Origin of the sequence: Flavobacterium ginsengisoli, from assembly GCF_029625315.1 — a bacterium.
Classification (GTDB): Bacteria; Bacteroidota; Bacteroidia; order Flavobacteriales; family Flavobacteriaceae; genus Flavobacterium; species Flavobacterium ginsengisoli.
In genome coordinates, this window is sequence record NZ_CP121110.1 from 3,217,063 (window position 1) to 3,233,515 (window position 16,453).

Genomic DNA, 16,453 nt, shown 5'->3' on the forward strand with positions numbered 1-16,453 from the left:
AAATATTCTCATTTTGACTGCGAATAAAATTAATTGTCGCATTTTTTTCAATAATTCAATTCGTTGAAACAAAAAATTCATCAATTTTCTTTTTATCTTTTATACCTTTGCAAAGCATGAAAAGAAAGCGACTCATATTAAGTTTATCTTTTGCTGTAGCAATATTGTTCTCGATATTGTTTCAGTCGATACACAGTTATGAGCATATCGTAAAACAGCTTTCAGAAAAACAATGCCATCATGATTACAATGATCCAAATGGTGAAATAACACATCAGCATCATGACTATGACGTTTGTTTTGTTTGTCATTTTGCTTTTGAGTCTTTTGTTCTGCCACAAAATTTCTCTTTTGAATTTCATTCATTTCACAGAGGAACACCTTATTTCTTCCCATTTTCAGAGAAGATTTTTTCAATTTCAACCACCTCGTATTTCTTACGTGGCCCTCCTGCTAATATAGTTTCTTAAGGTTTCGATTATTCGAAAAACTTCACATTTCTTTTAATTTAAATTCAAAATAACATTGAGTTTTCTAATCCTATTTTTATCAATCAGGATCAGAATGCTTTATTGTTGGTTTTTGGTTTTTCATTCGGAGAAAAAACTCAATTAACTATAGCATCATTTTCAAATGAAAAAATTTATAATTGCCCTTATTTTAGGGTTTTCGAGCATTCTTACTGCTCAAAACTCGGTTTCTGGAACAGTAACCGACAATCAAAATAATCCATTGCCTGGAGTTTCTGTTTATGCTCCAGAATTACATAAAGGAACTACGACAGACGCAAATGGAAAGTACGAATTGAATAATCTTCCTAACGGAAGCTTACGTATTGCTTTTACTTATGTTGGATACGCCAATCAAAACAAAACAATTGTTAAATTACTGAAACAAAATACGCTAGACATTGTTCTTGAAGAGTCTATTTTAGAAATGGACGAAGTGGTAGTTTCAACGCCTTTCAACAAATTACAATCTCAAAACGTAATGAAAATTGAGCATGAAAGCATTAAAACATTACAGCAAAAAGGAACCTCTACTTTGATTGAAGGTTTGGCGACAATTCCTGGAGTTTCTCAGATTTCTACAGGAACTTCTATCGGAAAACCAGTAATTCGTGGACTTAGCGGTAATCGCGTTTTGGTTTATTCTCAAGGTGTCCGTATCGAAAACCAACAGTTTGGAGACGAACATGGTTTAGGTTTAAACGATGCCGGAATTGAAAGCGTTGAAGTCATTAAAGGTCCAGCTTCATTATTGTATGGTTCTGATGCATTAGGAGGTGTTTTATATTTCAATCCTGAAAAATTTGCTGATGCAGGTACTTTCAAAGCCAATTTCAGCCAAAAATATTTTACAAATACAGAAGGAAGCAATTCATCAATTGGATTAAAAACTTCTACTGATAATTGGAAATTCTTAGCTAGAGGAAGCTACAACACACATTCTGATTACAAGATTTCTGGCGGCGACCGCGTAACAAATTCTCGCTATAATGAAACTGATTTTAAAACTGGAATTGGTTACAGCAACTCTACTTTTTCTAGTGTTGTTCGATATAATTACAACAAATTGGATATTGGAATTCCTGAAGACGGAATTGCTGAACAATCCTCAAGCAAAGACACTCAATTTCCAAGACAAGGAATTTTTAATCATTTATTGAGTTTAAACAATGTTATCTTTTTCGAAAACTCTAAACTAGATGTTGATTTAGGATATATCGCAAATGACAGAAGCGAGTTTGAAGACAGCAACGAGGCTTCTTTACACATGAAATTGAATACTTTTAATTATAATGCAAAATACCATTTTCCTAAATTCGGAAAAATCGAAACTATTTTTGGTGTTCAAGGAATGCATCAGACAAACAAAAATTCTGGAGAAGAATACTTGATTCCAGATGCCACAACTAATGATTTTGGTGTTTTTGGAACCGCCAACTACGAATGGGAAAACAGCGTTATTCAAGCCGGATTGCGTTTTGACAACAGAAACATTACTTCTATCGCTCACGGAACCGAAGGCGAAGAAGGTTATTTTCAGGCTTTAGATCGTTCTTTTGATAGTTTCAATGCTTCTTTAGGTTACAAAACTAAACTAGCAGAGCCGTTAACGTTTCGCTTAAATGTGGCGACTGGTTTTAGAGCGCCAAACTTAGCTGAGTTAACTTCAAACGGCGTTCACGAAGGAACGAATCGTTATGAAATTGGAAATGCTGATTTAAAAACAGAACAAAACGTGCAAACCGATTTGAATTTAGAGTATAAAAATACGCATTTTGAATTTTTCGTAAACGGGTTCTACAATCATGTAAACAATTATATCTACACTTCGCCAACTGGAGAAATTAGAGACGATAATGATGTTTTTGCTTATGTTCAAGACAATGCACAATTGTACGGGGGAGAAGTTGGCCTTCACTTTCACCCGCATCCATTAGATTGGTTGCATTTTGAAACTAGTTTTGAAACTGTTACAGGTAAAAAAGAAAACAAAGATTATCTGCCTTTGATTCCTGCAAACAATTGGAATAATACATTAAGAACTGAATTTAATATTAAAAACTGGTTAAGCGAAGGTTTTGCTTCTTTGAATGTTTCTTCAACTTTTAACCAAGATAATGTAAGTGGTTTCGAAACTGCCTCTAAAGGTTATACTTTGGTAAACTTAGGTTTTGGAGGAACAGTTAAACTAGGAAAAACTGCTTTTGACATCAACCTAAACGGAAACAATTTATTTGATAAAAAATACATTGCTCACCTTTCTAGATTAAAAACAGACGGTATTCCGAATATTGGAAGAAATATCGTTTTGGGGGTTAACTTTAATCTGTAACAATTTCAAACCATATAAGTCATATAAGTAAAATTAAGCAAACGGTTTAAATGAACTTACATCACTTATATGGTTTAATTTTTCATTTCAATTTTCACAACAAAAAGTGCTATTTTTGTTACAACAGATAAAACTAACTATGAAAAAAACATTTTTATTAATGGCAATTACAACCGCAGGAATTTCGTTTGGACAAGGCAAATTGCAATATCCGCAAACTAAAAAAGGAGAAACTGTTGATGTTTATTTTGACACCAAAGTAAGCGATCCGTATCGCTGGCTAGAAGATGATAAATCTGCTGAAACAGGTGCTTGGGTAAAAGCCGAAAACGAAGTTACTTATGGTTATTTAGATAAAATTCCATTTCGTAACGAACTTAAAAAGCGAATGGAAAAACTTTGGAACTACGAAAAAATTGGAGCTCCATCTAAAGAAGGAAAATTTGCTTATTACTCTAAAAACAATGGACTTCAGAATCAATCTGTTGTTTACAGAAAAGATGAAAATGGTAAAGAAGAAGTTTTCTTAGATCCAAATACTTTTTCTAAAGACGGAACAACTTCTCTTGGCGGACTTGATTTTTCTAAAGACGGAAGCAAAGCTGCTTATGCAATTTCTGAAGGCGGAAGCGACTGGAGAAAAGTAATCATTATAGATGCACTTTCTAAGAAAGTTTTAGAAGATACTTTGGTTGACATAAAATTTAGTGGCGTTTCTTGGCATGGAAATGAAGGTTTTTACTACTCTAGTTATGACAAGCCGAAAGGAAGTGAATTATCTGCTAAAACAGATCAGCATAAATTATATTTCCACAAATTGGGAACTTCTCAAAAAGACGATAAAGTAATTTTTGGAGCTGATCAGAAAAGAAGATATGTAGGCGGATATGTTACTGAAGACAATCGTTATTTGGTAATTACAGTCGCTAACTCTACTTACGGAAATGAATTGTACATTAAAGATCTAACTAAAGCAAATAGTCCTATTGTTACAATCGTTGACAATTTTGACAGCGATAATAATGTTATCGAAAACGAAGGAAGCAAATTATTTATCGAAACAGATTTTAAGGCTCCTAATAAACGTATTGTAACCGTTGATGCAGCAAATCCGAAACCTGAGAATTGGAAAGATTTTATTAAAGAAACTAAAGATATTTTATCTCCTTCAACTGGCGGTGGTTATTTCTTTGCGAATTATACTAAAGATGCCGTTTCATTTGTACAACAATATGATTACAATGGAAAATTAGTTCGTGAAATTAAACTTCCTGCTGTTGGAACTGCTGGTGGATTTAGCGGTAAAAAAGCTGACAAAATTTTATACTACAGCTTTGCTAATTATACAACTCCAGGAAGCATCTATTCTTTGGAACCAAAATCTGGCAAATCTGAAGTATATCAAAAACCAAAAGTAGATTTCAAAAGCGAAGATTATGAGTCTAAACAAGTTTTCTATACTTCAAAAGATGGTACAAAAGTTCCGATGATTATTACGTATAAAAAAGGAACAAAATTAGACGGTAAAAACCCAACTATTCTTTACGGTTACGGCGGATTCAATATTTCTTTAACACCAAGCTTTAGCATTGCTAATGCAGTTTGGATGGAAAACGGAGGTGTTTATGCAGTTGCTAACCTTAGAGGTGGTGGCGAGTACGGAAAAAAATGGCATGATGCAGGAACAAAACTTCAAAAACAAAATGTATTTGATGATTTCATTGTCATTGCAGAATATTTAATCGCTCAAAAATATACCTCATCTGATTATTTAGCCATTCGCGGAGGATCTAATGGAGGTTTGTTAGTTGGTGCAACAATGACACAACGTCCTGATTTAATGAAAGTGGCTCTACCAGCTGTTGGAGTTATGGACATGCTTCGTTACAATGCTTTTACAGCAGGTGCAGGATGGGCTTTTGATTATGGAACTGCTCAAGACAGCAAAGAAATGTTTGAATATTTAAAAGGATATTCTCCAGTTCATAATGTAAAACCAGGAACTCATTATCCTGCAACAATGGTAACTACTGGAGATCATGATGACCGTGTAGTTCCTGCACACAGTTTCAAATTTGCTTCTGAATTACAGGAAAAACAAACAGGAGAAAACCCAGTTTTAATTAGAATTGATGTTAAAGCAGGTCATGGAGCAGGAAAATCTGTTGCCGCTACGATTCAAGAGAACGTAGACATTCAAGCTTTTACACTTTACAATATGGGTTTTAAAGCTTTGCCTAAAAAGTAAAACTTTAAGCTTAATTTTTTTAGCCACGAATTCATGATTTATTTGTGAGTTCGTGGCTTTATTTTTTTTGCCACGAATTTCACGAATTAGCACGAATTTAATTAATGGGAATTTGTAGAGTGCTTTTTGCCACAGATTAAAATGATTTTTATAATCTGTGAAAATCTTTTTAATCTGTGGCAAATATTATAACCACAAAGAATTAGTGGAAATTAGTGCAATTCGTGGCAAACCTTTTTTAAATTTGAGAAACTAAAAACTTACACAATGGAAATTATAAAATGGGGAATTATTGGCTGCGGGAATGTGACTGAAGTAAAAAGCGGACCTGCATTTCAGAAAGCTCCAAACTCTGCTTTGGTTGCTGTTATGCGAAGAGATGCGGCACTTGCCGAAGATTACGCAAAACGCCACAATGTTCCAAAATGGTATTCGAATGCTGAAGATTTAATTAATGATCCGGAGGTCGATGCTGTTTATATCGCTACTCCTCCATCTTCTCATAAAGAATACACCATTTTATGTGCTAAAGCTGGAAAGCCAGTTTATGTAGAAAAACCGATGGCATTGACGTTTGAAGAATGCAACGAAATGATCAACACTTGCAAAGAGCATAATGTTCCTCTATTTGTTGCGTATTACAGAAGAGCTTTACCTCGTTTTTTAAAGATAAAAGAAATTATTGATCAAGGAAAATTAGGAACTATCAGACACGTCAATTGTGTTTTGTACCATCCTTTTGAAGCACGTTATGATGACGAAATCAATCTTCCGTGGACTGTTTTACCGCATATTTCAGGAGGCGGAATTTTTGTTGATTTGGCTTGCCATACTTTAGATTTCCTTGATTTTGTTTTAGGTCCGATTAAATCAGTTCGCGGACATGCGACTTCTCAATTAATGGCTTATCCTGCAGAAGATGCTGTTTCAATGTCATTTTTATTTGAAAACGGAATTCACGGTTCTGGAATATGGGATTTTGCGAGCTTTGAACGTTATGATAACACTGAAATTGTAGGAGATAAAGGTAAAATCTCGTTTTCTACTTTTGGAAATGATCCTGTTCATATTCAATATGCAAATGGAGACAAAGAAAGTATTACGATAGAAAATCCTCTTCATATTCAACAACCATTTATTGAAACTGTTCTTGCTGAATTATTAGGCAAAGAAAACGCTTCTCCATCTAAAGGAACTTCTGGCGCAAGAACCACTTGGGTTATTGATCAGGTTTTGAAAGAATTTAGAGAAGCTTCAAAATAGTATATTGTTGAATTACCTCCTGCTTTAGCTGAAGGAATAATTTCAAAAAAATCATATAGGACTTTAGCCAAACTAATAGTTGGGCTAAAGCCTTTTTTATTCTCTTCAATCTCAATAACCTCGAGCTAAAGCTAGAGGCAACTTATAAAAAAATCTAAAGACAAAAAAAGAGGATATTCGAAAGAATATCCTCTTTTTTTAAACTGTAAACTATAAAAAAATGGAAATTATAGGCTGTATTTGATACCTAATGTTAATCCTAAACCAGAAATTCCAACATAAGAGCTTAACTCATCCATTGCTTTTGTTGAATCAACTCCGTTTGGATTAGTTGCGCCGTTATTTGAATTAACATTCAAACTATCTCTATAATTTGTGTGAATTTGCGCTGTAGTTCTACTAGCTAACGCATCATTTCCGTTAACTGTAAAATCAGTGGTTTCTTTTGTTTTTCCGTGAACTGTAAAATTACGGTATTCTAATTCTGCAAAAGCAGAAAGGTGTGAAGTCAACTTATAAGTTGTACCTACAGCAGCAGTGAATCCAATTGTTGGATTTGGTTTTACTTTATCAACACTGTGAACATTTCCAAAAACTGGAGCGCCAGTACCTGGATTAACTCCAACTGGAGCAACAGCATCTGTTTTAATTTCTAAATCTCCATGAATTGGAACTAAAACCCCAACTTTTGTATAAGGTTCAAATCCGTTAGATTCTCCTAAAAACATTACAATTGCAGGCGCAATATCAAAAGCTGTAATTTGACCAACTGATTTAAAATTATAAATACCTGTTGTTGCAGATGTTGGAATGTAAGGCTGATCAGAAGTTGTTTGAGCCATTGTTTTGTCGTGGCTAGTGTAATAGTTAACCCCAAGCTCTACTCCTATACGAGTTGAAAAACGGTATCCCGCAGTTATTCCAGTTCTGAAACCTTGTCCAAAAGAACCTGTAATACTTTTTTCAGAAACTAATTTTCCTCCTACATAAGTTCTATCCAATGCAGCATTTCCTCCCACAGTTGGAAACTCAGTTGAAGCAGTTTGATTGAAATATGATCCTCCTAATTTGAAGTACCATGTTTCTGGTTTGTCCGCTTTTTCTGTCTGCGCCATTGTTGCCATTGAGCAAACTAATAATCCTAATAAAAATAGGTTCTTTTTCATAATTTTGATTTATTGATTTATACAAACTTAGAATATTTTAACACATTCTTACAATTTGTAAAGTTAGACTCGGAACGAAAACGTTGTAATTTTGGACAATATTACTAAAAAACTATTATGCATGCATATTTTTAACATAAAAAATTAACATGTGTTTAAAATTTAACTGTTAAATTTTTAGTTCAATTTAAAATTAATCTGCATTTTCTCCAATTCCTGCAATAATTCAGTGGAAATTTTAACCTTCAAACGGCGACTTGGCATACTCAATTTGGTCACTACTTTTATCTCTTCGACCTCATTTACTTCTTGGATTTTTGTATCCTCCATTGCGGCATCTTCACTCTCATTATCAGCTTCAAAAACGCCATCTTCTGAGTCTTCAAAATCTGTTGGAGTTTCTACCTCAACCAGTTTTTTTATTTTTTCTAATTCCATGATTTCAAAAGTCACAGAATTATCTCCTTTATTTTCATTGAACAAATGACTCAGTTTATGAATAAACTCAGGATGAAGATCTTTAATATTTAGCAATAAAATTAGCTTTTTAGCAAAAGCTTCCAAGATATCCTGCAATTGTCGAATCTCAACAAACTGCATTCTTGGATCGGATTTCTTACCAGTATCGTGATTTACCCATCCGTCTTTGATCATTATTTTCAAAAAGGCAAAATTGTTCTGAATTAAGAAATGGCGGAACTTCAAGTATTCTTCACCAAAAATCTTAAACTCGTAACTTTCATCATAACCTTCTAAGTTGAATGCTGCCCAACCTTTTCCGTTTTTGGCAACACGATGCTGTACATTATTGATAATTCCTGCAAAGTGTAAATTCTTTCCAACAAACTCATTCATGCTTTTCAACGATTCCAATCGGTTATTGCAGAAGTATTTCATCTCAAATCTAAAATCATCAAGCGGATGTCCAGAAATATAGATTCCAACAACTTCTTTTTCTTTTGCCAGTTTCTCCATTGTACTCCAATCTTCACATGGCGGTACAACTGGTTCGGCAATTTGAACTTCACTAGCTTCTCCGAACAAACTTACTTGCGAAGAGTTTTCATTTTCTTGAAATTTCGATCCGTAGCGCATTGCCTTTTCGTAGAAAGTAATTCCGTCACCATCGTCGTGGAAATATTGGGCTCTGGTTGTTCCTTCAAAAGAATCAAAACCTCCGGCGAGTGCTAAATTCTCAATCGCTTTTTTGTTAGTCGCACGCAAATCAATTCGTTTTGCCAAATCAAAAATCGATTTATATCTTCCGTCTTTTCTGTTTTCAACAATGGTTTCTACTGCTCCAGAACCAACACCTTTAATCGCTCCCATTCCGAAACGAACTGCGTAGTCATCGTTTACAGTAAATTTATAGTACGATTCGTTTACGTCTGGTCCAAGAACTTGTAATCCCATACGTTTACATTCTTCCATGAAGAAAGAAACTTGTTTGATATCGTTCATGTTATTCGAAAGTACCGCTGCCATATATTCCGCAGGATAATGCGCTTTCAAATAAGCCGTTTGGTACGCAATCCAGGCATAACAAGTAGAGTGCGATTTGTTGAAGGCATAACTCGCAAAAGCTTCCCAGTCTTTCCAGATTTTCTCCAGAATCTTTGCATCGTGACCTTTTGTCTGCTGCTTGTTCAACAAACTTCGGCTTCATTTTATCTAATACGTCTTTTTGTTTCTTACCCATCGCTTTACGCAAAACGTCGGCCTCACCCTTTGTAAATCCTGCCAAAGACTGAGACAAAAGCATTACCTGCTCTTGGTAAACCGTAATTCCATAGGTTTCAGACAAATATTCCGCACAGGCATCTAAATCGTATTTAATTTCCTCGTCGCCGTTTTTTCTTCGAACGAAAGACGGAATATACTCCAAAGGTCCCGGACGATACAATGCATTCATGGCAATTAAATCTCCAAAAACCGTTGGCTTAAGATCTTTCATGTATTTCTGCATCCCAGGCGACTCATATTGGAAGATTCCAACGGTTTCACCTCTTTGGAAAAGCGCATATGTTTCTTCGTCATCGATTGGGAAAGTATCAGGATCTAGTTCGATTCCTGTTCTGTATTTTACCAATTTTACGGTATCTTTTATCAGCGTTAGGGTCTTCAGACCCAAGAAGTCCATTTTCAGCAATCCGGCACTTTCTGCAACCGAGTTATCAAACTGTGTTACATATAAATCTGAATCTTTTGCTGTTGTTACAGGAACGTAATTCGTAATATCCGACGGCGTAATAATAACCCCGCAGGCGTGAATTCCAGTGTTACGCATCGATCCTTCAAGGATTTTTGCCTGCTGAATGGTTTCTCCTGCCAAGTCATCTTCATTGGCAATCGCAATTAATTCTTTAACATTATCAAATTCGTCCGAACGAAGGGCTTTTTTGACTTCCTCTTCACTCTCCGAAATAAAACGCGCCAAATTCCATTTTGACGGCATCATTCCCGGAATCAGTTTTGCGATTCTATCAGCTTCAAATAAAGGTAAATCCAATACACGCGCCGTATCACGAATCGCCGATTTGGTTGCCATTTTACCATAAGTGATAATCTGCGCAACCTGTTTTTGACCGTATTTATTGATTACGTATTCCATTACACGTCCACGACCTTCGTCATCAAAGTCGATATCAATATCGGGCATCGATACACGGTCAGGATTTAGGAAACGCTCAAAAAGTAAGTCATATTTAATTGGGTCAATGTTTGTAATTCCGAGACAATATGCAACGGCAGAACCCGCTGCAGAACCACGACCCGGACCAACCGAAACGTCCATTTTTCTTGCTTCCGCGATGAAATCCTGTACAATCAAGAAATAACCCGGATAACCTGAGTTTGAAATCGTCATTAACTCAAAATCCAAACGTTCCTGAATTGATTCCGTAATTTCTCCATATCTTCTTTTGGCACCTTCCATAGTAAGATGTCTCAAGTATTTATTTTCTCCACGTACACCACCGTCTTCTTCATCTTCGGGAACCATAAATTCGTCGGGGATTTCGAATTTCGGAAGTAATACATCTCGATACAATGAATATCCTTCAACCTTATCAATAATTTCCTGAATATTGATAATCGCTTCTGGCAAATCAGCAAAAAGCTTTTTCATCTCGTCTTGCGACTTGAAGTAGTATTCCTGATTTGGAAGTCCGTAGCGATAACCACGACCACGACCAATTGGTGTTGCTTGCTTTTCACCGTCTTTTACACAAAGTAAAATATCGTGCGCATTGGCATCTTCTTTATTTAAATAATAAGTATTGTTAGTAGCGATTAATTTGACATTGTGTTTTTGAGAGAACTCAATCAAGGTTTTGTTGACACGATTTTCATCTTCCTGATTGTGACGCATTACTTCAAGATAGAAATCTTCGCCAAATTGTTCTTTCCACCAAATTAAAGCTTCTTCTGCTTGGTTTTCGCCAATATTTAAGATTTTACTCGGAATTTCTCCGTATAAATTCCCAGACAAAACCATGATATCGCCTTTGTATTGCTCAACAATCTTTCTGTCAATTCTCGGAACATAATAAAATCCATCAGTATACGCAATCGAAGCCATTTTGGCTAAGTTGTGATAACCTGCTTTATTTTTAGCCATCAAAACAACCTGATAACCGTTGTCTTTTTTACTTTTATCTAAATGGTTTTCACAAATATTAAATTCACAACCTACAATTGGTTTTACTTCAGTTTCTGTTGGTTCTTCTCCAGCTTCAATTAAAGCTTTATTTTTTCCAGATGCAGCTTTGTTGTGATTCATAACAGCGCTCACAAAATGGAAAGCTCCCATCATGTTTCCTGTATCTGTCATGGCCACGGCTGGCATTCCGTTTTTAGGCTGCAGCAGCCTACAATATTTCCAACTCCGATAGTCGATTGCAGAACCGAGAACTGTGTATGATTATGCAAATGCGCAAACTTTGTCGCTTTAAAATCAGCTTTATCTTCATCTGAAACAACGGTCTGTTGACCTTCTCCAGCTAAAGCTTTAAGCTGTTCTCTGATTTTATCAGAAGCCGCTTTTAAGTTGATGTGTTTTAGACCAATTAACTTAAATGGCTCAAAATTTCTTTCCTGAAATTCTCTGAAATATTCTTTAGGAACGTCTAACTCTTCTTTTGTAAAAACCTCTCTTCTAACCAATTCTAAGAAACAACGCGTAGTTGCCTCAACGTCGGCAGTTGCGTTGTGCGCTTCCGCGAATGGCTGATCGAAAAGATAGCTGTGTAATTCGGTCAAAGTTGGAAGTTTGAATTTTCCTCCACGACCTCCTGGAAGCTGTAATAACGAAGCCGTAACTTCGGTACAAGTATCCAAAACCGGCATTGAAGCCATTTGAGACTCCACTCCCATTCTATGGAATTCGGCTCCCATAATATTAACGTCGAAACCTAAATTCTGACCAACAATAAATTTGGTTTTACTCAAAGCGATATTGAATTTCTCCAAAACTTCGGCCAAAGTGATTCCATCGGCTTCAGCCAATTCGGTTGAGATTCCGTGAATACGCTCGGCATCATACGGAATATTAAATCCTTCTGGTTTTACCAAATAATCCTGATGCTCGATAAGCTGTCCCATTTCGTCATGAAGTCGCCAAGCAATCTGTATACAGCGAGGCCAGTTATCAGAATCGGTTATTGGGGCATCCCAGCGTTTTGGTAATCCGGTTGTTTCGGTATCGAATATTAAATACATAGAGTTGTAAAAGTCAAATTTTGATGTCCAAAATTCCAAATCTCACATATTGCAAAACATTGACAACATGAAACATAACAAAATGTGAAATGAAAAATCGGAGGAATTCAAATTTACGCTTTTTTTAGAGAAATAAAGAAGCTAAAGTTGTTAACAAAAGCATTTTTAACATGATTATGAAAGAGCGACAAAAACCTTAAAAAATCATTTATTTTCTCTTAAAAACTTCAATTATTCATTTTGGATACTCATTAAACCAAAATGAACACTTTTAAGCTTTACTGTATCCTGAACTTTGCTTCATCAAATTATAACAATTAAAAAATAATAATCATGAAAACAATTTTTATCACAGGTGCATCATCAGGTTTAGGAAAAGCAACAGCAAAATTATTCCACGAAAAAGGATGGAATGTAATTGCAACCATGAGAACTCCTGAAAAAGAAACAGAACTTTCTCAATTAAAAAATGTAACGCTTTTACCTTTAGACGTTACCAACTACGATCAAATTCAAACTACTGTGGAAAAAGCACTTAAATTAAGCGACATTGATATCGTTTTCAACAATGCTGGTTATGGATTAATTGGCCCTTTGGAAAGTTTAACAGATGATCAAATCACAAAACAATTAAATACTAATTTATTGGGAGTAATCAGAGTTACAAATGCATTCATTCCGTATTTCAGAGAAAGAAAAAACGGTTTATTCATTTCAACGACTTCTATCGGTGGATTGATCGCTTTTCCTTTAGGATCAATCTATCACGCAACAAAATGGGGATTAGAAGGCTGGAGCGAAAGTATGGCTTATGAATTAAATCCTTTTGGAGTACATATTAAAACCGTTTCTCCAGGCGGCATTAAAACTGAGTTTTTACACGGTTCTCTTGATACGGCGACAAAATCTGAATACGAAGCGATGACCAACAGCATGTTTGCAAGTGTTGACACGATGTTTGAAATGGCATCAACTCCAGAACAAATTGCCGGTGTGGTTTATGAAGCCGCAACCGACGGTAAAAATCAATTAAGATATGTTGCTGGCGAAGATGCAAAAGCGCTTTACAAACAAAGATTAGAATTAGGCGCAGAAACTTTTCGTACCGAATTTGGAAAACAATTCTTTGGAGAATAATTATTTCTAATAAAACTATCCAAAATATTGAACATTCTTTTATTACGCTCCAACGGAGCAAAATTATGTATAGAAATTCAATAATCCAGATACAAAAGAGCTCCAGCGGAGCGAAATATTTATCGCAATGAATATGTCGCTCCGCTGGAGCTTTGTTCTCAATAATAAACATGATTTCTATAAATATTTCGCTTCTCCGAAGCTGATTTTAGTCTATCAAATTTTCATACTTTTATATCATGGAAAGAAAAAACAATAATCCAGAAAAAATCTCTTCTATATCTCAGTTTCACGATCTGCTTCAACTTCCAAAACCGCTTCATCCGATGGTGAGTTTGGTAGACAATACACAGTTGGTTATAAATGAAAATTTAGCGAATCATGCCTTTTTACTTGATTTTTATAAGATCTCTTATAAGTTTTCTACCAAAGGAAAAATGGGCTACGGTCAAGGCTATTATGATTTCAACGAAGGCGGACTTATGTTTGCTTCCCCAACTCAATTAATTTTTACTGAAAATGAAGAAGGCGTTGAATATGGCGGTTATACACTTTTATTTCATCCTGATTTTATTCGTAATTATCCTTTAGGAAAAAGCATCAAAAAATATGGCTTCTTTTCTTATGATACCAATGAAGCTCTGCACCTTTCAGACAGTGAAAAAACAATTATTATTGGATTATTACAAAGCATAGAAAACGAACTCAATACCGCAATTGATGAAATGAGTCAGGATGTGATCGTTTCTTACATTGATGTTCTCTTGAATTACAGCAATCGTTTTTACAAACGCCAATTTATTACCAGAAAAACCATCAGTAACGATTTATTATTAAAAGTCGAAGAAACTCTGGATAACTATATTAGCAATGCAGAAACCTTAAAAAGAGGATTGCCAACAGTAGAATTTCTGGCATCGCAGATTAATGTTTCAAGTCATTATCTCAGCGATATGCTTCGTAATTTAACTGGGTTAAATGCGCAACAGCATATCCATTCGAAATTAATAGAAAAATCAAAAGATTTCTTGATTACGACCAATCTTTCAGTGGCAGAAATTGCTTATCAATTAGGTTTTGAGTATCCTCAGTCATTTAGTAAATTATTCAAAAAGAAAACCAGTCTTACTCCATTAGAATTTAAAAATTCATTGAATTAATCTTTAAAAATACTGCTCTCAAAAAATCAATTTCTGCTTCAAAAAATCATAAAATTTTAAAAAAATACACTTCTTGGATGTCGTAGTATTTTGATGTTTTATTGAATCTAAATAACGTCCGAAAAACTCCTTTAAAAGCCGCAAAAAACCTAAAAAACATGCTTTTTACAAAGATTTTAAAACTAACAATTATTACTATTTTTATCTAATTTGTTAGATTTTTTCAATTAAATCCTTATATTTTATAGTGATTTTAAGATAAATTTGCAAACTATTAAAACAAAAAACAAACAAGGAAAATTAAAGCCGAAAAAGAAAAAGTAAATTAGTTTCTTCATCATTTTTCTTTCAAAATTTAATACCAAAAAGCGGTTTCGCAATTTGGAAATTAGTTTGGGTATCGTATATAATGAAATATTGAAATTGACGCTTTTTTATCTTTTTTTACTTTTGTTTTGCTATTATAATGAACAGGAAATTGCTGTGGTTATAGAAATTACAATTTAAAAAAATAAAAAATGAGTAAGACATTATTTGACAAAGTATGGGATTCACATGTTGTGCGTAAAATTGAAGATGGGCCAGATGTGTTTTTTATTGACCGCCATTTCATTCATGAAGTTACGAGTCCTGTTGCTTTTTTAGGATTAAAATCAAGAGGCGTTAACGTTTTATACCCACAACGTACTTTTGCAACTGCAGACCACAATACACCAACCATAAACCAACATTTACCAGTACAAGATCCACTTTCTGCTAATCAGCTTCAGGCACTTGAAGACAATGCAAACGAATACGGAATTTCGCACTGGGGATTAGGTCACCAAAAAAATGGAATTGTACACGTAGTAGGTCCTGAAAACGGAATTACTTTGCCAGGTGCTACTATTGTATGTGGAGATTCACATACGTCTACTCACGGTGCTTTTGGAGCTATTGCTTTTGGTATCGGAACATCTGAGGTTGAAATGGTGCTTTCTACGCAATGTATTATGCGACCTAAACCAAAGAAAATGCGTATTAACGTAAACGGTAAATTAAGCAAAGGTGTTGGTCCAAAAGACGTTGCACTTTATATTATTGCTCAATTAACTACTTCTGGAGGAACAGGTTATTTTGTTGAATATGCTGGTGATGTATTCGAAAACATGACTATGGAAGGCCGTATGACAGTTTGTAACTTAAGTATCGAAATGGGTGCTCGTGGAGGAATGATTGCTCCTGACCAAACTACTTTTGATTTCTTAGAAGGAAGACTTTATGCTCCAAAAGGAGAAGCTTGGACTAAAGCTGTTGAATACTGGAAAACTCTTAAAACAGATGCTGATGCTGTATTTGATGCTGAATTAAACATCAAAGCTGAAGATATTGAACCAATGATTACTTACGGTACTAACCCAGGAATGGGAATTGGTATCACAAAACATATCCCAAGTGCAAACCAAGTTGAAGGTGGTGAGGAAACTTACAAAAAATCTTTAGCTTATATGGGCTTCAACGAAGACGACGTAATGATTGGAAAACAAATCGATTATGTTTTCTTAGGAAGTTGTACAAACGGACGTATTGAAGATTTTAGAGCTTTCGCTGAAATTGTAAAAGGAAGAAAAAAAGCAGATAATGTTACGGCTTGGTTAGTTCCGGGTTCTCACGTTGTTGAAGCACAGATTAAAGAAGAAGGAATTTTAGATATCTTGACTGAAGCGGGGTTTGTATTACGTCAGCCGGGTTGTTCTGCTTGTTTAGCAATGAACGATGATAAAGTTCCTGCTGGTAAATATGCAGTAAGTACTTCAAACAGAAACTTTGAAGGCCGTCAAGGTCCTGGTTCAAGAACGCTTTTAGCTTCTCCAATTATGGCGGCAGCGGCGGCAGTTACTGGAAAATTAACAGACCCTAGAGAGCTGTTCTAGTCAATG

Annotated in this window: 8 protein-coding genes and 1 pseudogene; 7 read left to right on the top strand and 2 right to left on the bottom strand. The window is 35.1% G+C overall.

What is annotated here, in order from left to right; translation table 11 throughout:
• The first annotated feature begins 116 nt into the window (after positions 1 to 116).
• The 4 genes from P5P87_RS14990 to P5P87_RS15005 all read left to right on the top strand — a co-directional run bounded on the left by P5P87_RS14990 (position 117) and on the right by P5P87_RS15005 (position 6,352).
• A complete protein-coding gene (locus P5P87_RS14990) occupies positions 117 to 470 on the top strand; it encodes a hypothetical protein (protein ID WP_278019789.1) in 354 nt (117 codons plus the stop codon).
• Positions 471 to 633: 163 nt separating this feature from the next.
• Positions 634 to 2,841: a TonB-dependent receptor gene (locus P5P87_RS14995; protein WP_278019790.1), complete on the top strand. Its 2,208-nt coding sequence runs from the start codon at positions 634 to 636 to the stop codon at positions 2,839 to 2,841.
• A gap of 139 nt (positions 2,842 to 2,980) precedes the next feature.
• Positions 2,981 to 5,089 carry a prolyl oligopeptidase family serine peptidase gene (locus P5P87_RS15000; protein WP_278019791.1) on the top strand — a complete coding sequence of 703 codons (2,109 nt, stop codon included), beginning with the start codon at positions 2,981 to 2,983 and terminating at the stop codon, positions 5,087 to 5,089.
• Between the two features lie 267 nt (positions 5,090 to 5,356).
• Positions 5,357 to 6,352 (top strand): Gfo/Idh/MocA family protein, encoded by a 996-nt coding sequence (locus P5P87_RS15005; RefSeq protein WP_278019792.1) that lies wholly within the window; start codon positions 5,357 to 5,359, stop codon positions 6,350 to 6,352.
• A gap of 227 nt (positions 6,353 to 6,579) precedes the next feature.
• Here P5P87_RS15005 and P5P87_RS15010 read toward each other — a convergent pair whose 3' ends face one another.
• Together P5P87_RS15010 and dnaE are read right to left on the bottom strand one after the other, a co-directional pair.
• Positions 6,580 to 7,518 carry an outer membrane beta-barrel protein gene (locus P5P87_RS15010; RefSeq protein ID WP_278019793.1) on the bottom strand — a complete coding sequence of 313 codons (939 nt, stop codon included), beginning with the start codon at positions 7,516 to 7,518 and terminating at the stop codon, positions 6,580 to 6,582.
• A gap of 177 nt (positions 7,519 to 7,695) precedes the next feature.
• Positions 7,696 to 12,237 (bottom strand): annotated as a pseudogene (gene dnaE / locus P5P87_RS15015) (DNA polymerase III subunit alpha).
• Positions 12,238 to 12,570: 333 nt separating this feature from the next.
• On the opposite strand from dnaE, the gene P5P87_RS15020 reads away from it, so the two are divergent.
• The 3 genes from P5P87_RS15020 (at position 12,571) to leuC (ending at position 16,447) form a co-directional block, all read left to right on the top strand.
• Complete coding sequence (locus P5P87_RS15020) at positions 12,571 to 13,374, top strand: SDR family oxidoreductase (RefSeq protein WP_278019794.1); 804 nt, start codon at positions 12,571 to 12,573, stop codon at positions 13,372 to 13,374.
• A 239-nt stretch (positions 13,375 to 13,613) separates the two neighbouring features.
• Positions 13,614 to 14,534 (top strand): helix-turn-helix domain-containing protein, encoded by a 921-nt coding sequence (locus P5P87_RS15025; RefSeq protein WP_278019795.1) that lies wholly within the window; start codon positions 13,614 to 13,616, stop codon positions 14,532 to 14,534.
• Positions 14,535 to 15,052: 518 nt separating this feature from the next.
• Positions 15,053 to 16,447 carry a 3-isopropylmalate dehydratase large subunit gene (leuC, locus tag P5P87_RS15030; RefSeq protein ID WP_278019796.1) on the top strand — a complete coding sequence of 465 codons (1,395 nt, stop codon included), beginning with the start codon at positions 15,053 to 15,055 and terminating at the stop codon, positions 16,445 to 16,447.
• The last annotated feature ends 6 nt before the right edge of the window (positions 16,448 to 16,453 follow it).

Coding starts and splice junctions, on each gene's coding strand:
- P5P87_RS14990 (WP_278019789.1), top strand. CDS start 117: ATGAAAAGAAAGCGACTCATATTAAGTTTATCTTTTGCTGTAGCAATA.
- P5P87_RS14995 (WP_278019790.1), top strand. CDS start 634: ATGAAAAAATTTATAATTGCCCTTATTTTAGGGTTTTCGAGCATTCTT.
- P5P87_RS15000 (WP_278019791.1), top strand. CDS start 2,981: ATGAAAAAAACATTTTTATTAATGGCAATTACAACCGCAGGAATTTCG.
- P5P87_RS15005 (WP_278019792.1), top strand. CDS start 5,357: ATGGAAATTATAAAATGGGGAATTATTGGCTGCGGGAATGTGACTGAA.
- P5P87_RS15010 (WP_278019793.1), bottom strand. CDS start 7,518: ATGAAAAAGAACCTATTTTTATTAGGATTATTAGTTTGCTCAATGGCA.
- P5P87_RS15020 (WP_278019794.1), top strand. CDS start 12,571: ATGAAAACAATTTTTATCACAGGTGCATCATCAGGTTTAGGAAAAGCA.
- P5P87_RS15025 (WP_278019795.1), top strand. CDS start 13,614: ATGGAAAGAAAAAACAATAATCCAGAAAAAATCTCTTCTATATCTCAG.
- leuC (WP_278019796.1), top strand. CDS start 15,053: ATGAGTAAGACATTATTTGACAAAGTATGGGATTCACATGTTGTGCGT.